This window comes from Streptomyces sp. NPDC091371 (assembly GCF_040684275.1).
Taxonomy (GTDB): Bacteria; Actinomycetota; Actinomycetes; order Streptomycetales; family Streptomycetaceae; genus Streptomyces.
In genome coordinates, this window is the sequence record NZ_JBFBFP010000002.1 from 19,645 (window position 1) to 41,113 (window position 21,469).

Here is a 21,469-nt window from a genome sequence, read left to right on the forward strand (position 1 = left end):
GGTTCGGGGTGTCAGGGCGACAGGGTCGCCTTGGCGGCGGCTCGGCCCGTGGCCACGCAGGCGGCTACGCCCACGCCCTCGTAGGCCGCACCACACAGCGCCAGCCCCGGGAGCTTCGCGGTGGCCTCGCGGATGCGGCGCACGCGGTCGCGGTGGCCGACGCCGTACTGGGGCAGGCCCCGCTCCCAGCGGGTCACGCGGGCGGCGAGCGGCTCGCCCATCGGGCCCACCGCGCGGTGGAGTTCGCCGATCGCGGAGCGCACCAGGTGCCGGTCCGGGCGGGAGAGCAGCTCGTCCTCGCCGATGCGGCCGATGGAGGCCCGTAGGACGAAGGTGTCGGGGGCCGCGGAACGCAGCCAGGACCACTTGTTGGAGAGGAAGGACGCCGCCTTCAGGGTGTGCCCGTCCACCGGCGGGACCAGGAAGCCGTTGCCCTCCGGGAGGAAATGGGCCTGGGCGCGGGAGAACGCCATCGTGATCACCGCGGTGGAGGCGTGCGGTATCGCGGAGAGCTCGGCCTCCGCCGGCGGGGAGTGCGGGCGCAGCAGCTCCGCCGCGGCGAAGGCGGGCAGCGCCAGGATGACCGCGTCCGCCTCGATGGTGAGGGCCCCGTCGCCCGTCATGGCCTGCACCCGCCACCGGTCACCCGGCAGCCGCTGGAGGGAGCGCGCCGTGGTGCCCGTCAGGATCCGCGCCCCGCAGGCCTCGGCGACCGCGAGCGGGAACCGTCCGGTACCGCCGACCACGCCCTGGACGGCCACCGGCGCCGACCGCGGCGCGCCCGCCGCCCTCATCCGCCGCAGGGCCGGCAGCAGCGGGCCGCCCTGTTCCGCGAGCGCCGCGATCCTCGGCATGGCCGCGCGCAGCGAGAGCCGTTCGGCGCGCCCGGCGTAGACCCCGCCGAGCAGGGGTTCCACGAGCCGGTCCACCGCCTCCTGGCCGAACCGTGCCGAGAGGTAGTCGCTGACCGAGCAGTCCTCGGTCAGCGGCGCCGCCGGGAGGTTCTCCTCCGCGGCCACCCGCGCCACGCCCGGCGGCGAGAGCAGTCCGGTGCCGATCAGGGCCGAGGGGTCGGTCGGGACGCCCATGACGTGCCCGGCCGGCAGCGGCCGCAGCGCGCCGCCCGTCCAGATGGTGATCGGCGCCTTCGCCGGGTCGCACAGGGCGTCGCCGAGTCCGACGGCGGCCGCCAGCTCCACGGCCTCCGGCCGCAGGGCCATGAGGGATTCGGCGCCCTCGTCGACGGTGATTCCGGCGATGGTGCCGGTGCGGAGCTTGCCGCCGACCTTGCCGTGGCTCTCCAGTACGGTCACGTCGGCCTGGCCGCGCAACTGCCATGCGGCGGCCAGTCCGCTGATTCCGCCACCGATGACGATCACTGAACGCATTGTCTTCTCCCGCGACCGACGCGACCGATTTGTTCCCACTTGAAACTTATGCCGGTGTCGTGGGCCGGCGCCTCGTCCTTTCGGCCAGAGCCCGGACATCGTCCGGATAGGGGAAGCTGCCGGGCTCGTACGCGCAGTACCGGTCCGCCTCCAGCACGTCGCGCGTGAACCCGTACGCCCGCGAGCGCGAACCGCCGCACACCGTCTTGTACTCGCACGCCCCGCACTTCCCGCGTAGCAGATCAGGGTCCCGCAGCCGCTCGAACAGCTCCGACTCCCGGTAGATCTCGGTCAGCGGCCGGTCCTTGACGTTGCCCGCCGAGACGGGCAGGAAGCCGGAGGGGTGCACCTCGCCCGTGTGCGAGATGAAGACGAAGCCGCGCCCCGAGGAGACGTCCATCGGCGGGCGGCGCACCGCCCGCCGCTCCCCCTCGAAGACCCCCAGCTCCACCGCACGGGCGGTCAGCCGCCGGTACAGCGGGCCCAGTTCCGGGCGCTCCCCGCGCGCGTCGAGGACGGCGCGCTGGAGGGCGACCCGGCGGAAGTGGTGCCCCTCGGTGGTCTTGGTGGCCATCACCGAACCGCAGTCGTACAGGAAGTGCAGTATGTCCTCGATCTCGCCGGGGGTGAGCGGGTCCAGCTGCTCCCCGCGGCCCGTGGGGACCAGGACGAAACCCGACCACAGCATCGCGCCCTCGCGCTTCACGAGCGCCGCGACATCGGCCAGGTCCTCCAGACCGTCACGCGTGACGGTCGTGTTGACCTGCACCTTGAGCCCGAGCTCCCGGGCCGCCCGCCAGCCGTCCAGGGTCCAGTCGTACACCCCGGGGACGCCCCGGAAGGCGTCGTGCCGCTCGGCCGTCGAACCGTCCAGGGAGAGCGACAGCGCCACCGCGCCCGCGTCCCGGACGGCGGCGAGGTTGTCCCGCGTGAGGGTCGGCGTACCGGAGGGGGAGACCGCGACGCGCAGGCCCAGCGAGGTCCCGTACGAGATCAGCTCCGTGAGGTCGGCGCGCTGGAACGGGTCCCCGCCGGTGATCACGAAGAGCGGGCTCGGCCTGCCGAACCCGGCGACCCGGTCCATCACCCGGCGGGCGTCGGCGCCGTCCAGCTCCCCGGGGTGGCGGGCGGTCTGCGCCTCGGCCCGGCAGTGCAGACAGGCCAGCGGGCAGGCCCGGGTGGCCTCCCAGATGACGATGAACGGCCGCTCGGACACGGCGTGCCGGGGCCGGCGGACCACGGTGCGCGGCCTCACGACACCCGCTCCCATCCGCGCTTGGACGGCCGGTTGGCCAGCTGCCGCGGATCGCGCCGCCGGTAGACCACGTACGGCCGGAACAGGTACTTCAGCGGCGCCGAGAACATGTGCACCAGCCGCGAGTACGGGATCAGCGCGAACAGGGTGAACCCGAACAGGATGTGCAGCTTGAAGGCGAGCGGGGCGCCCGCCATCAGGTGGTAGTCGGGGGTGAGGGTGAACAGGCTGCGGAACCAGACCGAGATGCCCTCGCGGTAGTTGTAGCCGCCGGTCATCCCCGTGGAGTTGAGGACCGTCGCCGCCAGGCCGAGGGCCATCGCGCCGAGCAGGAAGGTGTACATCAGGTGGTCGCTTTTCAGCGTCGCCCGGCGCACGGCAGGCACCGTGAAGCGCCGGTGGACGAGGATGCCGATCCCGGCGGCGGCCGCCACGCCCGCCACCGCGCCCGTGGACACGGCCAGCAGGTGGTACGTGTGATCGCTGATCCCGATCGCGTCGGTCCAGCCCATCGGGATCAGCAGGCCCACCACGTGCCCCAGCACCACGAAGAGCATCCCGAAGTGGAACAGCGGCGAGCCGATGCGCAGCAGCCGCGACTCGTGCAGCTGCGTGGAGTGGGTGGTCCAGCCGAACGTGTCGTAGCGGGCCCGCCAGACCGTGCCGGCGATCAGCAGGACGACCGAGACGTACGGGAGCACGCCCCACAGCAGGAGGTCCATCAGGCCGTCCGCCTTTCCGCGAGGGTGGGCCAGGGTAGGTCCCGCGGCATGTCGATGCCCGGCCCGAAGGGTTCGAGGGGCGATCCGGCGCCCACCAGTTCCTGCGGCGGCCCGCTGCGCGCGAGCGCCTTCGCCTCGGCCTTCGTCTCGGGGGACGGGCCCGGCAGCGTCGCGCAGACCGCTTCCAGCACCCGCGCGTACGGGGATCCGGCGTCGGTGAGCGCGATCCGCAGCAGCTCCAGCCCGGCCCGGTGCTCCTGGAGCAGCTCCGTGCCGGCCTCCTCGCGCAGCGCGGCGAACTCCAGGGCCACGGGCAGGAAGTCGGGCAGCTCCTCGCCTGCGAACTCCAGCCCGAAGTCCCGGTAGATCCGCTTCAACCGGACCAGGGACAGCCCCCGGCGGCGGGTGTCGCCGTCCACCCACCAGGTGAGGTAGAGGCAGCGGCGGCCCCGGGTGTCGAAGGTGGAGGTGTACTCGGCGCACAGCTCGATCGGGCCCAGGGACTCGGCGTGGTCGAGGAAGGAGCCGAGCAGCGCGGCCGGTTCGGCGGGCGCCCCGGCGAGGGCCGCACGGAGCCGCGGGAGTTCGTCGTGGAAATGGTCGCCGGGGTACTGCAGGGCGCAGCCGGCGACGAGGCGCACCAGGGCATCGGGGGTCTCGGGGTTCACGAACTCCTCCTGGTCGGGCTGAGGTTGAGCATCACGCGCGGCTCGCTCACCGCACCCACGGGGCAGCCGTCGTCCAGCGGATGGGATTCGGCGAGCGCGTCCGCGTCGGCGCGCGCGGCACTGGGGACCACGAAGCGGTCCTCGATCTTGGCGATGGCGAGGAGCCGGAACATGTCCTCCATCTCGACGCCGGTGAGCCCGACCGCCTCCGCGATGGACTCGTCCCTCTCCTCACCGAGGTTGACCCGCCGCATGTAGGCGCGCATCGCGGCCATCCGGCGCAGCACCGCCTCGACGGCGTGGGTGTCGCCCGCGGTGAGGATCGCCGCGAGGTACTCGACGGGGATGCGCAGCGCGTCGATGGCCCCGAAGAGGTTGCCCGCGTCCTCGCCGTCGCTGCCGGTGGCGGCGACCGCCTCGACGACGGGGGAGAGCGGGGGCACGTACCAGACCATGGGCATGGTCCGGTACTCCGGGTGCAGCGGGAGGGCGACCTGGTAGGTGGCGATGAGGTCGTAGACGGGCGAGTTCCGGGCCGCTTCGAGCCATTCCTCGGTGATGCCGGACGCGCGGGCGGCGGCGATCACGGCGGGGTCGGACGGGTCGAGGAAGCACTCCACCTGCGCCGGGTAGAGGTCCTGCTCGTCCTCCACGGCGGCCGCTTCGGCGACTTTGTCGGCGTCGTAGAGCATCACGCCGAGGTAGCGCATCCGCCCGACGCAGGTCTCCGAGCAGACGGTCGGCATGCCGACCTCGATGCGCGGGAAGCAGAAGGTGCACTTCTCGGCCTTGCCGGTCTGGTGGTTGAAGTACACCTTCTTGTACGGGCATCCGGTCACGCACATCCGCCAGCCGCGGCACTGGTCCTGGTCGACGAGGACGATGCCGTCCTCCTCGCGCTTGTACATCGCGCCCGAGGGGCAGGAGGAGACGCAGGCCGGGTTCAGGCAGTGCTCGCAGATCCGGGGCAGGTAGAACATGAAGCTCTGCTCGAACTCGAAGCGGATCTTCTCGCCGACCTCGTCGCGGATCTTCTCCACGATCGGGTCCCGGGGCGCGTGGGCGGGGGCGCCGCCGAGGTTGTCGTCCCAGTTCGGACCCCACTCGATCGTGTCGATCGGTTCGCCGGTGACCTGTGAGACCGGGCGGGCGGTGGGCAGGTCGTCGCCCGCCGGTGCCTCGGTGAGGTTCTTGTACTCGTAGGTCCAGGGCTGGTAGTAGTCGTCGATCTCGGGCAGGTGGGGGTTGGCGAAGATGCTCCCCAGCTTCTTCAGCCGGCCGCCGGCCTTCAGGCGGAGCCGGCCGGAGCGGGTGCGCTCCCAGCCGCCCTTCCACTTCTCCTGGTCCTCCCAGCGGCGCGGGTAGCCCTGGCCGGGGAGGGTCTCGACGTTGTTGAACCAGACGTACTCGGTGCCCCGCCGGTTGGTCCACGCCTGCTTGCAGGTGACCGAGCAGGTGTGGCAGCCGATGCACTTGTCGAGGTTCATGACCATCGCGATCTGTGCCATGACGCGCATCTCCGTCAGTACTCCACCTTCTGGTCGCGGCGGCGGATGACCGTCACCTCGTCGCGCTGGTTACCGGTCGGGCCCAGGTAGTTGAAGGCCCAGGTCAGCTGGGCGTAGCCGCCGATGAGGTGGGTGGGCTTGAGCATCACCCGGGTCAGCGAGTTGTGGATGCCGCCGCGGCGGCCCGTCTTCTCCGTCTTCGGGACGCCGACGGTCCGCTCCTGGGCGTGGTTCATGTACACCGTGCCGGGCGGCATCTTGTGGGAGACGATCGCGCGGGCGGTGATCACGCCGTTGCGGTTGACGGCCTCGATCCAGTCGTTGTCGGCGACGCCGATCGCCTCCGCGTCCTGCGGGGACATCCACACCGTCTGGCCGCCGCGGCCCAGCGTCATCATGTAGAGGTTGTCCTGGTACTGGCTGTGGATGGCCCACTTGTTGTGCGGGGTCAGATACCGCACCGCGACCGACTTCGCGTTCTCATCGACGACGCCCAACTCGGGCTCCCCGTACAGGGTGTGCATGTTCAGCGGCGGCTTGTAGACGGGGAGCGACTCCCCGACCTCGTGCAGCCAGTCGTGGTCGATGAAGAAGTGCTGGCGGCCGGTGAGGGTGTGCCAGGGCTTGAGGTGCTCGGTGTTGACGGTGAAGGCGGTGTAGCGGCGCCCGCCGGCCTCCGAGCCCGACCACTCCGGCGAGGTGATCACCGGGACCGGGCGGGCCTGGGTGTCCGCGAAGGTGATCCGCTTGCCCTCGGCCTCGGCGGCCAGGTGGGCCATGTGCGTGCCGACCTTCTTCTCCAGGGTCTCGAAGCCCTGGGTGGCGAGGCGCCCGTTGGAGGTGCCGGACAGGGAGAGGATCGCCTCGCAGGCCCGCCGCGCCGTGTCCAGCCGCGGGCGGCCGTCGGCGACCCCGCCCCTGACCAGGCCGTTCTTCTCGCCGAGGTACGCGACCTCCTCGGCCACGTCGAAGGTGATGGCCTTCGTGGTCACGCCGAGCCCGTCGACCAGCGGGCCGAGCGCGGCGAACTTCTCGCCGACCGCCCCGTAGTCGCGCGTCACCACGGCGAGGTTGTACATCGTCCGGCCCGGTACGGGCTCGCACTCGCCCTTCGACCAGTCGAGGGCGACCCCGCCCGGCTGGGCCATCTCACCGCCCGGGGTGTCGTGCTGGAGGGCGGTCGCCACCAGGTCCTTGCGCACGCCCAGGTGGGTCTTGGCGAGTGCGCCGAAGCGCTCGGCCAGGCCGCGGAAGGCGTCGTAGTCGGAGCGGGCCTGCCAGGGCGGGTCCACGGCCGGGGTGAAGGCGTGCAGGAAGGGGTGCATGTCCGTGGAGGACAGGTCGTGCTTCTCGTACCAGGTGGCGGCCGGCAGGACCACATCGGACAGCAGCGTCGTGGACGTCATCCGGAAGTCCATGGTCATCAGCAGGTCGAGCTTCCCCTCCACGTCCTCCTCCCGGTACGTGACGTCCTTCGGCATGCAGCGCGGGCCGTCCTCGGGGAGGTTGGAGTGCGTGCCGAGGAGGTGCTTGAGGAAGTACTCGTTCCCCTTGGAGCTGGAGCCGAGCAGGTTCGCCCGCCATACGTTGAGCACGCGCGGCCAGTTGCGGGGCGCGTCGGGATCCTCGCCGGCGAAGCCGAGCGTGCCGTCCTTGAGGCGGCGAACCGTTTCGCCGACCGGGTCCTCGGCCTCGCCCAGCTCCAGCGGATTGCGGTCGAAGGTCGGGTAGGACGGCATCCAGCCCATCCGGGCGCTCGCCGCCAGGCAGTCGGATCCCGTCATGCCCTCGAAGGCGCCCGTGCCCAGCGGGGAGGCCAGGGCCTCGGCGGGGAGGGTGTCGTAACGCCACTGGTCGGTGTGGAGGTAGAACCAGGCCGCGCCGATCATCTGGCGCGGCGGACGCGACCAGTCGGAGGCGGCGGCGAGCGTGGCCCAGCCGGTGACCGGGCGGCACTTCTCCTGGCCGACGTAGTGGCCCCAGCCGCCGCCGTTGCGGCCCTGGCAGCCGGTGAGGGTGAGGAGGGCGAGGAAGGAGCGGTAGATGGTCTCGGAGTGGAACCAGTGGTTCGTGCCCGCGCCCATGAGGATCATGCAGCGGCCCTTCGACTGCTCGGCCGTCCGCGCGAACTCCCGCGCCACGCGGGCGGCCTGGGCCGCGGGGACCGAGGTCAGCGACTCCTGCCAGCCGGGGGTGCCGGGCTGGGAGGCGTCCTCGTAGCCGGTGGGCCACTGGCCGGGCAGGCCCGCGCGGCCGACTCCGTACTGGGCCAGCATCAGGTCGAACACGGTGGTGACGAGCCGCCCGCCGAGGCGGCGGACAGGGACCCCGCGGCGCACGGTGCCGCCACGCTCGTCGTCCTCGAACCGCGGCAGCTTGACCTCGGCGGTGCCGCCCTCTCCCAGCAGCGTCAGCCGGGGAACGGTCCCGCCGAGGTCCAGATTCCACTCCGGGGTCTCGTTCTTCCCCCAGCGGTGCCCGAGCGTGCCGTTCGGGACGACCGGCTCACCCGTCGCGTCGTCGATGAGGACGGTCTTCCAGTCCGCGTTCTCCGTTTCCCGCCCGAGATCGGCGGCGGTGACGAACTTTCCCGGCACCAGCCCCTGTTCCGTCTCCTTGAGCGATACGAGGAAAGGCAGATCGGTGTACTTCCGCACGTAATCCGCGAAGAAGGGCGTCTCCTTCTCGACGAAGAATTCCTTCAGGATGACGTGCCCCATCGCCAGGGCCAGCGCACCGTCCGTGCCGGGGTGCGGATGCATCCATTCGTCGGCGAACTTCGTGTTGTCCGCGAAATCCGGGGAGACGGTGACGACCTTCTGGCCCCGATAACGCGCCTCCGCCATCCAGTGCGCGTCGGGCGTACGCGTGACGGGGACGTTGGAGCCCCACATCATCAGGTACGCGGCGTCCCACCAGTCACCGGACTCCGGCACATCGGTCTGGTCTCCGAACACCTGCGGGGAGGCCACGGGCAGGTCGGCGTACCAGTCGTAGAAGCTCAGCATCGGCGCGCCGATGAGGGAGTGGAAGCGGGCGCCGGCCGCGTGCGAGGCCATCGACATCGCGGGGATCGGCGAGAAGCCGGCGACGCGGTCCGGGCCGTGCTCCTTGACGGTGTGCACGTGCGCGGCGGCGACGATCTCCGTCGCCTCCTCCCAGCTCGCCCGCACCAGACCGCCCTTGCCGCGGGCCCGCTGGTAGGCGCGGCGGCGCTCCGGGTCGCCCTGGACATCGGCCCACGCCAGCACGGGATCGCCGAGGCGCTCCTTCGCCTCCCGGTACATCTCCAGCAGCACGCCCCGCACATAGGGGTAGCGCACCCGGGTGGGCGAATACGAATACCAGGAGAAGGAAGCCCCACGAGGACAGCCGCGGGGCTCGTACTCGGGCCGGTCCGGGCCCACGGACGGGTAGTCGGTGGCCTGGGTCTCCCAGGTGATGATCCCGTCCTTGACGTACACCTTCCACCGGCACGAGCCGGTGCAGTTGACGCCGTGGGTCGAGTACACGACCTTGTCGTGGCTCCACCGGTCCCGGTAGAAGGCCTCGCCCGCGCGACCGCCCGTGTGATGGACGGTGCGCAGGTCCTCGGAGACCTCGGCGCGGGTGAAGAAACTGCCCGCCCTGACGAGTGGGTCCGCGGCGTCCTGACGCTCCTGCAAAGCGACCCTCCAGGCCGAAAACAATGGTGCGTATCGACGCTACGCCCGCCGAAAAGCCGAACCCGGTGACAAAGGTCCCGTGCGGGCGTGACCTCTTTCCGGTATTTCACAGGCCGAGTGGATGCCAGGCTGGATGTGGTCCAACTTCACTGCGGTGGAGGCAAATTGCGCGCAGAAATTCCAATTGACGATGGCGAGAAGATCAGGACGCACATGGCTCCCGGACCAGCACGGGGCGTGGGCGATGCTCGCGGTGCCGTTCCTGGCGGGCACGCTGATGGCCCCCCGGCCGGGGTGGGCGCACGCGCTGCTGTTCGCGGCGTGGCTCCTCGGATACATCGCGGTCTTCCACGGCCAGCAGTGGCTACGCCTGCACGCGCGGGGCCTGCGGTCGGCGCGGCGGCACCGGCTCCCGACGCTGGTGTTCGCGGCGGCCTTCGCGGTGACGGCGCTCCCGGCGGCGGCACTGCACCCGTGACTGCTGGTGGCCGCGCTGCTCGCCGCGCCGTTCGTGGCGGTCAACACCCACCACGCCTGGCGGAACCGGGAGCGGGCCCTGGCCAACGGGCTGGCGGCGGTGGTCCCGGCGTGCGGGATGCTCCTGGTGGCGGCCCGCCTGGGGGGCCTCGGGCCTGGTGCCGCCTGGCCGGCGGCGGTGGCCTGCCTGCTCTACTTCGCGGGGACGGTCCCGTACGTCAAGACGATGATCCGGGAGCGCGGTTCCCGGGCGTACCGGGTCGGCTCGGTGACCTACCACGCGGCGGCCCTGGCGGCGGCGACCTGCCTCTCGCCCTGGCTGGCGGCCCCCTTCGCGGCCTACCTGGCCCGAGCCGCCGCCCTCCCGGGCCGGGGGGTGCGGGTGCCGGTGGTGGGCGCGGTCGAACTGGCCTGCTCGGCGGCGCTGCTGCTGACGCTGCCCGCGGTGCTCTGACCCCGGCGGCCCCTTGCGCGCGGGCCGCTGCGCGGGGCCTTCCCCCACCCTGCCCCTTCCCGAAACTGGGGCTCCGCCCCAGACCCCGCGCCTCAAACGCCGGCGGGGCTGGGTGGGCGCCGGCGAGGCTGGAGTTTCCGCCCGGCGGGCTGGATTTGCGCAGCAAATCCCAGCCCCGCCGGCGTTTGAGGCGCGGGCGCGGAGCGCCGTAGGGGTGACGGGCACACCCCCACACGCGCACCGAGCCGGAGGCTAAATGGCTTCCTTGCGGGTCAGGAAGTTGAACGACACCCACCCCGGCAGCACCGGCAGCCAGAACGTCATCAGCCGGAACAACAGCACCGCCGAGATCGCGACCTCCTTCTCCAGGCCCGCCGCGATCAGACCCAGCGTCAGCGTGGTCTCCACAGCCCCGATGCCACCCGGCGTCGGCGCCGCCGAACCGAGCGCGTTGCCCGCGAGGAAGACCACCGCGATGCTCGCGTAGCTGATGGCCTCGCCGCCGCCGAACGCGCGGATCGACGCGTCGAGGCACATCACGAAGCAGCCCGTCAGCAGCAGCATCCCGCCGATGCCCGTCAGCAGCTTCTGCGGCCGCTGGAGCACGTCCAGCATGCGCGGCACCACGCCCGCGAACAGCGCCCGGACCCGCGTCACGACGAACTTCCGCATGAACGGGACCGCCGTCACCACCAGGACCAGTACCGCCACCGTCAGCAGACCGGCGATGACCGTCCTGGACGGCGTCATCTCCGGCGTCTTCTCGGTCCCGGTCAGGTAGCCGAACGAAAGCAGCAGCAAAATATGGCTCGCCAGCCCGAACAGCTGCGAGGCGCCCACGCTCGCGACCGCGAGCCCCGGCCGGATCCCGGCCCGCTGGAGGAAGCGGGTGTTCAGGGCGACACCGCCCACCGCCGCCGGCGCCACCAGCTTCACGAAGGACCCGGCGACCTGCGCGACCACCGTCCGCAGGAACGGCACCCGCTCCGGCACGAAGCCCAGCAGGCTCATCGCCGCCGCGAAGTAGCTCAGCGCCGAGAAGGCCAGCGCCGCCCCGACCCAGCCCCACTGGGCCTTGCCGACGATGGTCGCGAAGTCCACGTGCGCGAGCTGCGTGAGCAGGAAGTACGCGCCGAACGCGCCCGCGATGAACGACACCAGCGTGCGCGGCCGGATCCGCTCCAGCCGGGCCGGCTCCACCGGGGCCTGCGGGCGGATCAGCAGCACCTGCTGGCGGATCTGGCTGAGGAGGTCCTCTTCGCGGGCCCCGTCCAGCGCGTCGTCCAGCGCCTTCTTCTGGGCCTTGCGGTCGGCCGCCGCCGACGCGGAGCCCGACCCGCCGGCGTCCGCCGCGTCCGCCTCGCGCGCCGCCTTCGCCGCCCGCGAGGACTCCAGTACGGCCTCCCGCTGCCGGTCCGCCCGCTCCCGGGCCAGCTTGCGCAGCGTCGCCCGGGTGGACCGGCTCAGCGCGATCGGCTGGAGCAGCGGCAGGCAGTCGGCCACGATGTCGGGGCCGAGCACCGACACCGCCGACGCGACCGCGCGCTCGGCGCCGACCCGCAGGCCGAGCGTGGTGAGCAGCTGGGCGACGTCCATCCGCAGGACCAGGTCGCCGGCCGCGATCTCGCCGCCGCGCAGGTCGGTGAGGATGACGTTGCCGGAACGATCCACCAGCAGTGCGTCCCCGGTGAGCCGCCGGTGCGCGATCCGGCGCGACTGCAGGGCGCGCACCTGCTTCCAGGTGCTGCGGGTCAGGTCGTCCGTGATCTCCTCGTCGGAGAGGGAGTCCAGGGTCCGGCCGTCCAGGTGCTCGTACACGAGCATCACCGCGTCCGGGCCCAGCTCGGAGGTGGCGATCAGCTTCGGCGCGTTCGCCCCGGCGGCGATGGCCGCGTACGCGAGCAGGGCCTCCTGTTCGAGGGCTTGGCGCAGCGACTGCAGGCTGCGCCGGGTGGTGATGCCGCGCAGAGTGAGCCGGCGCCAGACCCGGTAGAAGAAGCCCTGGGCCTGCTGTTCGCGGTCGACGACGGTGACGTCGAGCGGTGGCCCGTCCTCCAGGGTGACGTGGTAGCGCCGCCCCCGGTCGCCGGTCTCGGAGGCCTCCGGGCCGCCTTCGGTGATCTCGGCACGCATCGCGCTGACCGGCTGGAAGCCGACCCGGCGCAGTCCCGCGAGCAGGTTCTGCCCGGTGGGGCGCACGTTCGGCGAGCCGACGGCGTACAGGGTTCCGTACGCCACGCTCCAGCCGATGAGCACGGTGAGGATGATCGAGAAGGGTGTGGTGTAGCCGCTGACCAGCATCGTGAAGGCGTCGAGCAGCAGCACCACCCACAGCGCCACGCGCCAGCGCGGTCTGCGGGTCATTCCGACGGCGGTCATGTACGCGATCACGGGCGCGAGGTAGCCGTGCACCGGATCGGTGAGGTCCCCGGCGGTGCCGGCGGGGAGGGTCAGGGCGTCCTGGATGGTCTCGGGGGCAGCCTGGGAGACCCACAGGTCGGTGGCGAGGGTGACCCCGTGCGCGAGAACGGCGGCGAGCACGCCGTCGGCGATGCGCAGTCCGTCGCGCTTGATCAGCCGCTCGATGGCGAAGGCGACGGGGAGCAGCAGCACGGCGATGCTGGAGACGAGCGCGGCGACCTTGATCAGCAGGTCGGGTGCGGCGCCGGTGCCCTGGTTGATGTCGGCTTCCAGGCCGGCGGTGGTGCCGTGGGCGAAGGCGGAGATGCCGAGCACGACGGCGATGCCGAGGATGCCGACGAGGAGGCGTACGAGGTCGGACGGCCGGTGCACACGGGCGGCGAGCAGCGGTTCGTCGACCTCGACCTGGTCCGCGGCCGTGGGGACATGTCCGTGGGGGCCGTCCTCGGGGCCGTTGAAGGGGCCCGCTCCGGGGCCCTCCCCGGGGCCGTCCTCGCGACCGTGCCCGGTGGAATCCGGGCGGGTGCCGTCCTCATGAGCGCGGTTGTGGGTGCCGTCGTCGATGCCGTCGGAAGGGCGCGCGTCGTCGTTCGCCGCCGCGCCGTTCGGAGGGCTCACACCCTGCTCCTTCGTCGTCACATCCGTCTCTTCTTGATCACGTATCACCAGTCACCGCCCGGAAGATGGTGGCACGGACCGACCGGGGAGCGGGGCATCAGGGTGCGCGCCGGTATGGAACCCGAGCTTCCGCCGACGGGCCGCCGGCGTGCTGCACCATGGGCCGAATGAGCGAGGAGCTGCCCGCCTACGCGGAGCACGTACTGGAGGTGGCCGAGCGGATTCCGCCCGGCCGGGTGATGACGTACGGGGACGTCGCCGAGTGGCTCGGCGAGGGCGGACCGCGTCAGGTCGGCCGCGTCATGGCCCTCTACGGAGGAGCCGTGCCCTGGTGGCGGGTGGTGCGGGCGGACGGCGTACCCCTGCCCGGACACGAGCTGCGCGCGCTGGAGCACTACCGCGCGGAGGCCACCCCGCTGCGCCGGACGGCGGGCGGCGAGGCACGGCTGGACATGCGCCGGGCGCGCTGGGACGGGGACCCCGGGGATCCCGGACGGGACGGCACGCGCGACGAGGCTCACACCTGACAGCTTCGGCCATGCGGGGCCCGGGCGGGCGGTCGAGTGACAGTGCGAACGCCCGTACGGGGTACCCGGGGGGACTGCGCGGCGTCGCCCGGTTGCCGTAGCGTTGCCTCTTCGGCTTCTCCGCGGACCGCCGCGGCGCGGCCCGCAGACCCAGCCCACCGGCCAGCACGCCCAGGACGACCAGGACCGGCACCTCACGTGATCACCCCTTCCTCCGACTCCGACCGCCGCACCGAACGGCGGCGTACGCGGACCCCCGACGCGTACCGCCTCGTGCGCACCGGGCCGGAACGGGTGGATCCCCCTGTGCTGGACGCAGCCCAGCGGTCGGTGGTTGAGCACCCCGGCGGCCCCCTGCTGGTCCTCGCCGGACCGGGCACGGGCAAGACGACGACGCTGGTCGAAGCGGTGACGGCCCGCGTGGAAGCGGGCACGGACCCCTCCCGCATCCTCATCCTCACCTTCAGCCGCAAGGCCGCGGTGGAACTGCGCGACCGGGCCGCCCTGCGCCTCGGCGGCGCGCGGGCGCCGCAGGCCACCACCTTCCACTCCTTCTGCTACGGCCTGGTCCGCGCCCACCAGGACACCGACCTCTTCGCGGACCCGCTGCGGCTGCTGTCGGGCCCCGAGCAGGACGTCATGGTCCGCACCCTCCTGGAGGGCCAGCGCCGGCTCCGCCCCGCCGACGCCATCCGCTGGCCGGACGACCTGCGGGCCGCCCTCACCACGCGCGGCTTCGCGGACGAGGTCCGCGCCGTGCTGGCCCGCGCCCGCGAGCTGGGCCTGGGCCCCTCCGCCCTGTCCTCCTTCGCCGAGCGGATCGGCCGCCCGGACTGGAAGGCGGCGGCGGCCTTCCTCTCCGAGTACCTGGACGTCCTGGACCTCCAGGGCATGCTGGACTACGCGGAGCTGCTGCACCGGGCCGTCCTCCTGGCGGAGCGCACCCCGTCCCTCGCCTCCTCCTACGACGCGATCTTCGTGGACGAGTACCAGGACACGGACGCCTCCCAGCTGCGGCTGCTGCGCGCGCTGACCGGCCCGGCCGGCACGCTGGTCGCCTTCGGCGACCCCGACCAGTCGATCTACGCCTTCCGCGGCGCCGACATCAACAACACCCTGGACTTCGAGTCCGCCTTCCCGGGCGCGGACGTACGGGCCCTCACGGTGGGCCGCCGCTCCCGGGCCGACCTCCTGGCGGCCACCCGCCTCCTCACCACCCGCATGCCGCTGCCCCGCCTCCCGGCAGCCGCCGTACGCGCGCACCGCGACCTCGCTCCGACCCGGGAGGGCGGCGCGGTGGAGGTGTACACGTACCCCACGGCGGGCGCCGAGCTGGACAACATCGCCGACATACTGCGCCGCGCCCACCTGGAGGACGGCGTCCCGTGGCAGGACATGGCCGTCCTGGTCCGCTCCGGCGGCCGCACCCTCCCGGCGATGCGCCGCGCCCTGATCACGGCGGGCGTCCCGGCGGAAACCGACGCCACCGCCACCCCCCTCCGCCACGAACCGGCGGTAGCCCCCCTCCTCACCGCCCTCCGCACCGCCGCCGCTTCGCCTGCGGCGAGCCCAGCCGACCCCACCGCGCCGCCTGCGCGCGGCGAGGCCGCCCCCACCCCGCCGCCTGCGCTGGGCGAGGCCGCCCCCGCCGTCCCGCCTGCGGCGAGCCCGTCCGACGCCACCCCGGGTGCCCCCTCCGTCCCGCCTGCGGCGCCCGCCACGGACTCCGCCACGGACGAGCAGGGCCCGGGGCCGGACCCCGAGCTGCCCGCCGCAGGCGCCCCCGGCCGGGGGCCGGACGCCGACCCCGCCGTCGCCGCCGCCGCGGCCCCGGCCGAGGCGCGCGAGCTTGCTCGCAACCTCGGGGCGGGTGGGCGGGAGACTTCCCCAGGCCCCGCCGCAGGCGCGGCCCCGGCCGAGGCGGGCGAGCTTGCTCGCAACGTTGGGGCGGGTGGGCGGGAAACCTCCCCCGGCCCCGCCGAGGCCGCCGACCCCGCCGCGGGCGAGCCGGGGCCGGGGCCGGACCCCGAGAGCGGCGAGCCCGGCGGAGCCCACGGCTGGATCGGGGTGGAGGCCGCGCTCACCCTCCTCGCCTCCCCCCTCGGGGGGATGGACGCCGCCGACCTGCGCCGCCTCGGCCGCGCCCTGCGCGACGAGGAGCGCGCCGCGGGCGTCAAGGTGCCCGCGCCCTCCGACGTACTGCTCGCCCGCGCCCTCGCCGAGCCCGAGCGGCTCACCGCGCACGACCCCGCCTACGCCCGCGGCGCGCAGCGCCTCGGCCTGCTCCTGCGCAAGGCCCGCGAGCTCCTCCAGGGCGGCGGCACCGCCGAAGAGGCCCTCTGGACCCTCTGGGACGGCACCCCCTGGCCGCAGCGGCTCGAGCGTCAGGCCCGCCGCGGCGGCACCGCCGGCCGCAACGCCGACCGCGACCTCGACGCGGTCTGCGCCCTCTTCGACACCGCCGCCCGCGCGGAGGAACGTACCGGCGGCCGCGGCGCCCTCAACTTCCTCGAACAGCTCGAGGCCGAGGACATCGCCGCCGACACCCTCACCACCCGCGCCACCCGCCCCGAGGCCGTCCGCCTCATGACCGCCCACCGCTCCAAGGGCCTCGAATGGGGCCTCGTCGTCGTCGCCGGCGTCCAGGAGGGCCTCTGGCCCGACCTGCGCCGCCGCGGCTCCCTCCTGGAGGCCGACCGCATCGGCCGCGACGGCCTCGCCGAACCCCTCACCCCCGGCGCGCTCCTCGCCGAGGAGCGCAGGCTCTTCTACGTCGCCGCCACCCGCGCCCGCGACCGCCTCGTCGTCACCGCCGTCAAGGCACCGGCCGAGGACGGCGACCAGCCCTCCCGCTTCCTCACCGAGCTCGGCGTCACCCCGAAGGACGTCAGCGGCCGCCCCCGCCGCCCCCTCGCCGTTCCCGCGCTCGTCGCGGAGCTGCGCGCCACCACCGTCGACCCCGACGCCTCGCCCGCGCTGCGCGAGGCGGCCGCCCGCCGTCTCGCCCGCCTCGCCGCTCTCACCGACGACGAGGACCGCCCCCTCGTGCCCGCCGCGCACCCGCAGCGCTGGTGGGGCCTGTACGAGCCCACCCGCAGCAGCGTCCCGCTGCGCGACCGGGACCGGCCCGTCACCCTGTCCGGCAGCGCCCTGGACCAGCTCGCCAACACCTGCTCCCTGCAGTGGTTCCTCGGCCGCGAGGTGAAGGCCGACGCCCCCTCCACCGCCGCCCAGGGCTTCGGCAACGTCGTCCACGTCCTCGCCGACGAGGTCGCCTCCGGCCGCACCCCCGCCGACCTGGCCGTCCTCATGGAACGCCTCGACTCCGTGTGGGACGCCCTGGCCTTCGACGCGCCCTGGAAGTCCCGCCAGGAGAAGGACAACGCCCGCGCCGCCCTCGAACGCTTCCTGCGCTGGCACACCACCGACCGCGGCGGCCGGGCCGCCGTGGCCACGGAGCACGAGTTCGACGTCACGCTCGACGCGGGCGAGTACGCCGTCCGCATCCGGGGTTCCATGGACCGGGTCGAAGCGGACCCGCAGGGGCGCGCGTACGTCGTCGACTTCAAGACCGGCAAGTCCTCGCCCACGAAGGCCGAGGTCGCGCGCCATCCCCAGCTCGCCGTCTACCAGCTCGCCGTCCGCGAGGGAGCCGTCGACGAGGTCTTCGACGGGCTGCGCCCCGAGCCCGGCGGGGCCGAGCTCGTACAGCTCCGCCAGGGCTCCGACGACCCCAAGATCCAGGCCCAGCAGCCGCTCCACGGCGAGTGGGTCGGCGACCTCCTCGCCAACGCCGCGGGCCGGGTCCTCGACGAGCGCTTCGCGCCCGCCACCGGCCGGCAGTGCGACCACTGCTCGTTCCGCGCCTCGTGCAGCGCCCGCCCCGAGGGCCGCCAGACCGTGGAATGAGCGGGCGGTCGGGGCTGTCGGTCCGTGCGGCTAGCCTTTTGAGGTGTCCGCGCGTCCCCCCGTCCTCACCGACCCCGAGCAGCTCAAGGAGCTCCTCGGGATCCCCTTCACGCCCGAACAGATGGCCTGCGTCACCGCCCCGCCCGCCCCGCAGGTCGTCGTCGCGGGCGCCGGCTCCGGCAAGACCACCGTCATGGCCGCCCGCGTGGTCTGGCTCGTCGGCACCGGAGCGGTCGCGCCCGAGCAGGTCCTCGGCCTGACCTTCACCAACAAGGCCGCCGGCGAGCTGGCCGAGCGCGTACGCAAAGCCCTCGCGCGGGCCGGCATCACCGACCCGGACCCCTCCCCGGCAGACGCCGACGCGGTCGGCGGCGAGCCGCGCATCTCCACGTACCACGCCTTCGCCGGGCAGCTCCTCAAGGACCACGGCCTGCGCATCGGCCTGGAGCCCGCCTCCCGCCTGCTTGCCGACGCCACCCGCTTCCAGCTCGCCGCGAAGGTCCTGCGCGAGGCCCCCGGCCCGTACCCCTCGCTCACCAAATCCCTCCCCGACCTGGTCGGCGACCTGCTCGCGCTCGACGCGGAGCTCTCCGAGCACCTGGTCGAGCCGGACGGACTGCGCGCGTACGACACCGCCCTCCTGGACGTCCTCGCCGGCACCAAGCTCACCAACGAGGACCTGCGCAAGGTCCCCGAGGCCGTGCGCGGCCGCCTCGAACTGCTGGAGCTCGTCGCCCGCTACCGCGCCGCCAAACGCTCCCGCGACCTCTTCGACTTCAGCGACCAGATAGCCCTCTCCGCGCGGCTCGCCACCACCCGCCCCGAGGTGGGCGCGCTGCTGCGCGAGGAGTTCCGCGTCGTCCTCCTCGACGAGTACCAGGACACCTCCGTCGCCCAGCGCCTCCTGCTCTCCGGCCTCTTCGGCGCGGGCACCGGGCACGCGGTGACCGCCGTCGGCGACCCCTGCCAGGCCATCTACGGCTGGCGCGGCGCCTCCGTCGCCAACCTCGACGACTTCCCCGAGCACTTCCCGCACGCCGACGGCAGCCCCGCCACCCGGCTCTCCCTCAGCGAGAACCGGCGCAGCGGCGGCCGCCTGCTCGACCTCGCCAACGGGCTCGCCGCCCCGCTGCGCGCCATGCACGAGGGCGTCGAGGCGCTGCGCGCGGCGCCGGGCGAGGAGCAGGCCGGATACGTGCGCTGCGCGCTCCTGCCGACTCACGCCGAGGAGCTCGCATGGCTCGGGGACTCCGTCGCGCACCTGGTGCGAACGGGCACCGAGCCCGGGGAGATCGCGGTGCTGTGCCGCTCGGCGGGGGACTTCGCGCAGATCCAGGCCGTCCTGGTGGCCCGGGACGTGCCGGTGGAGGTCGTCGGCCTGTCCGGCCTGCTCCACCTCCCCGAGGTCGCGGACCTGGTCGCGGTCTGCGAGGTGCTCCAGGACCCGGGGGCCAACGCCTCCCTGGTCCGGCTCCTCATCGGCCCGCGCTGGCGCATCGGCGCGCGCGACCTGGCCCTGCTGGGCCGCCGCGCACGCCTGCTGGTGGGCCGCGCGGATTCCTCGTCGCAGGACGCGGACGAGCGGCTCGCGGCGGCCGTCGAAGGCGTGGACCCGGCGGAGATCATCTCCCTGGCCGACGCCCTGGAGACCTTCCTCGACGGCGCCGGACAGGCCCCGGACGACCTCCCGTTCTCCGCCGAGGCCCGGGTCCGCTTCGCGCACCTCGCCCAGGAACTGCGCGAGCTGCGCCGCTCCCTCGCCGATCCGCTGATGGACGTCCTGCACCGCGTCCTGACCGCCACCGGCCTGGACGTGGAACTCTCCGCGTCCCCGCACGCCCTCGCGGCACGCCGCCGCGAGACCCTCTCCAACTTCATGGACGTAGCCGCCGGCTTCGCCGCCCTCGACGGCGAGGCCACTCTCCTCGCCTTCCTCGCGTTCCTGCGCACGGCCGCCCAGTACGAGAAGGGCCTCGACCACGCCCTGCCGGGCGGGGAGAACACGGTCAAGGTGCTGACGGCCCACAAGTCCAAGGGCCTGGAGTGGGACGTGGTCGTCGTCCCCGACCTCTGCGCGGGCTCCTTCCCGAAGGAGAAGGCGCCGGAGGCCTGGACCTCGTACGCGAAGGTGCTCCCGTACGCCCTGCGCGGCGACGCCGCGACCCTGCCGGGGGATCCGGCCTGGACCTCGGCCGGCCTGAAGTCCTTCAAGGCGGCCCTCAAGGACCACAAGGCCACGGAAGAGCTCCGCCTCGGCTACGTGACCTTCACCCGCCCCCGCTCCCTCCTCCTGGCCTCGGGCCACTGGTGGGGCCCGACGCAGAAGAAGCGCCGCGGCCCGTCCGCGTTCCTGTCGGCCCTCTACGAGCACTGCGCGGCCGGCTTCGGCGAGATCGAGGCGTGGGCGGAGGAACCCGACCCGGCCGACGAGAACCCCGCCCTCGCCGACGACTCCACCCCCGACCACTCCTGGCCCCTGCCCCTGGACCCGGCCTCCCTCACCCTGCGCCGCGCGGCGGCGGCCCTGGTCGAGTCCTACCTGGCCGTCCCGCCGACACCGCCCGCGGAGGACCCGTACCTCTGGCCCCCGCACTGCGAGGACCCGTCCTACGACGACGAGCCGTGGCCGGCCGCCCAGCCCGGGGACCCGGACCCCGCCGACCCCTGGGCCGGCCCGACCCCTGCCGCCGGGCCTGACCTGGACGACCCCTGGGCAGGCGAAGCCTGGGCCGAGCCCCGGCCGGTCGACGGCGCAGCCGCCCCCGGGGCCGCCGCCCCGACCCCTGCCGCCGGGCCGGGCCTCGACGACGCCTGGGCCGCGGAGCCCTGGGCCGTGCCGGGGCCCACCGGCGACGCAGCCGCGCCGGGCGCCGCGGGCGTGCCCCCCACCGGGGTCCGGGGCGGAGCCCCGGTTTCGGGAAGGGGCGGGGTGGGGGAAGAATCCGCCCCGCGCGGCCCCGCCGACCCGTACGACGCCCTCTGGCCGGAGGCCGACCGGCCCGCCCCCGGCGCAGCGGCCCCCAGCGCAGCCGCGCCCGGGGCCGCCACCCCGCCCCCGCCCGGGGCCCGGGGCGCGGCCCCGTACGCCGGCCCCACCGCCACCGCCACCGGCCCGGTCGGCCAGACCCCCCTCACCCCCGAAGAGGCCCGCGCCATCGCCTCCTGGGACCGGGACCTCGATGCCCTGGAGGGCGAGCTCCGCCGGGCCCGCGCCGCCGTGCGGGACGTCGAGCTGCCGGCCGCCCTCTCCGCGAGCCAGCTGCTCCGGCTCGCCGCCGACGAACAGGGCTTCGTACGCGACCTCGCCCGCCCCATGCCCAAGCCCCCGCAGCCCGCGGCACGCCAGGGCACGCGTTTCCACGCCTGGGTGGAGTCCCGCTTCGACGAGCTCCCGCTCCCGCTCCTCGACGTCCTCGACCCCGCCACCGAGCTGCCCGGCTCCGACCAGGAAGTCGCGGACGAGGCCGACCTCGAGTCCCTCAAGGCCGCCTTCGAGCGGAGCGAGTACGCCGACCGCCCTCCCCACCGCATGGAGGCCCCGGTCCAGCTCACACTGGCCGGGCGGGTCATCCGCGGCCGGATCGACGCCGTGTACCGCACGGACGACGGCCGCGGCTACGAGATCGTCGACTGGAAGACCGGCCGCACCACCCAGGCCGACCCCCTCCAGCTCGCCGTCTACCGCCTGGCCTGGGCGGAGGCCACGAACACCCCCCTCGCCCAGGTCAGCGCCGCGTTCCTGCACGTGCGCAGCGGCCGTGTCATCCGCCCCCGCAACCTGCCCGACCGGGCCCGCCTTGAGCGGATCCTCCAAGGCAAATCGGGCACGGGCGGTGACCATCAGGCGGACGGTTAGG

The 21,469-nt window shown here is 73.8% G+C and carries 10 protein-coding genes and 1 pseudogene; 4 read left to right on the forward strand and 7 right to left on the reverse strand.

What is annotated here, in order from left to right; all coding sequences use genetic code 11:
* Window positions 1-11 precede the first annotated feature (11 nt).
* Genes hemG through AB0O21_RS03020 form a run of 6 tightly spaced genes read right to left on the reverse strand, consistent with a single transcriptional unit; the run spans window position 12 to window position 9,206 of the window.
* Window positions 12-1,388, reverse strand: a complete 1,377-nt coding sequence (gene hemG / locus AB0O21_RS02995; protein WP_365165487.1) for a protoporphyrinogen oxidase — start codon at window positions 1,386-1,388, stop codon at window positions 12-14.
* 46 nt (window positions 1,389-1,434) lie between these two features.
* On the reverse strand, window positions 1,435-2,643 hold the full coding sequence (locus tag AB0O21_RS03000; protein ID WP_365165489.1) for a TIGR04053 family radical SAM/SPASM domain-containing protein: 1,209 nt from the start codon (window positions 2,641-2,643) through the stop codon (window positions 1,435-1,437).
* A complete protein-coding gene (narI, locus tag AB0O21_RS03005; protein ID WP_365165491.1) occupies window positions 2,640-3,365 on the reverse strand; it encodes a respiratory nitrate reductase subunit gamma in 726 nt (241 codons plus the stop codon). Before narI ends, AB0O21_RS03000 begins: the two co-directional genes overlap by 4 nt.
* Window positions 3,365-4,033, reverse strand: coding sequence for a nitrate reductase molybdenum cofactor assembly chaperone (gene narJ / locus AB0O21_RS03010; protein WP_365165493.1), 669 nt, complete (start codon window positions 4,031-4,033; stop codon window positions 3,365-3,367). Before narJ ends, narI begins: the two co-directional genes overlap by 1 nt.
* On the reverse strand, window positions 4,030-5,550 hold the full coding sequence (gene narH / locus AB0O21_RS03015; protein WP_365165495.1) for a nitrate reductase subunit beta: 1,521 nt from the start codon (window positions 5,548-5,550) through the stop codon (window positions 4,030-4,032). Before narH ends, narJ begins: the two co-directional genes overlap by 4 nt.
* 5 nt (window positions 5,551-5,555) lie before the next feature.
* Window positions 5,556-9,206 (reverse strand): nitrate reductase subunit alpha, encoded by a 3,651-nt coding sequence (locus tag AB0O21_RS03020; protein WP_365165497.1) that lies wholly within the window; start codon window positions 9,204-9,206, stop codon window positions 5,556-5,558.
* Between the two features lie 190 nt (window positions 9,207-9,396).
* Between AB0O21_RS03020 and AB0O21_RS03025 the strand changes: the two are divergent.
* A pseudogene (locus tag AB0O21_RS03025) lies at window positions 9,397-10,137 on the forward strand (YwiC-like family protein).
* A 252-nt stretch (window positions 10,138-10,389) separates the two neighbouring features.
* Here AB0O21_RS03025 and AB0O21_RS03030 read toward each other — a convergent pair.
* Entirely contained in the window at window positions 10,390-13,224 is a 2,835-nt protein-coding gene (locus AB0O21_RS03030; RefSeq protein WP_365165499.1) for a lysylphosphatidylglycerol synthase transmembrane domain-containing protein, read from the reverse strand.
* 110 nt (window positions 13,225-13,334) lie between these two features.
* Between AB0O21_RS03030 and AB0O21_RS03035 the strand changes: the two genes are divergently transcribed.
* The 3 genes from AB0O21_RS03035 (at window position 13,335) to AB0O21_RS03045 (ending at window position 21,468) form a co-directional block, all read left to right on the forward strand.
* On the forward strand, window positions 13,335-13,703 hold the full coding sequence (locus tag AB0O21_RS03035; protein ID WP_365165502.1) for an MGMT family protein: 369 nt from the start codon (window positions 13,335-13,337) through the stop codon (window positions 13,701-13,703).
* A gap of 294 nt (window positions 13,704-13,997) precedes the next feature.
* Window positions 13,998-17,612 carry an ATP-dependent DNA helicase gene (locus AB0O21_RS03040; protein ID WP_365166344.1) on the forward strand — a complete coding sequence of 1,205 codons (3,615 nt, stop codon included), beginning with the start codon at window positions 13,998-14,000 and terminating at the stop codon, window positions 17,610-17,612.
* A gap of 43 nt (window positions 17,613-17,655) precedes the next feature.
* On the forward strand, window positions 17,656-21,468 hold the full coding sequence (locus tag AB0O21_RS03045; RefSeq protein WP_365165504.1) for an ATP-dependent DNA helicase: 3,813 nt from the start codon (window positions 17,656-17,658) through the stop codon (window positions 21,466-21,468).
* The last annotated feature ends 1 nt before the right edge of the window (window position 21,469 follow it).

Coding starts and splice junctions, on each gene's coding strand:
- narI (WP_365165491.1), bottom strand. CDS start 3,365: ATGGACCTCCTGCTGTGGGGCGTGCTCCCGTACGTCTCGGTCGTCCTG.
- hemG (WP_365165487.1), bottom strand. CDS start 1,388: ATGCGTTCAGTGATCGTCATCGGTGGCGGAATCAGCGGACTGGCCGCC.
- AB0O21_RS03035 (WP_365165502.1), top strand. CDS start 13,335: ATGGGCCGAATGAGCGAGGAGCTGCCCGCCTACGCGGAGCACGTACTG.
- narH (WP_365165495.1), bottom strand. CDS start 5,550: ATGCGCGTCATGGCACAGATCGCGATGGTCATGAACCTCGACAAGTGC.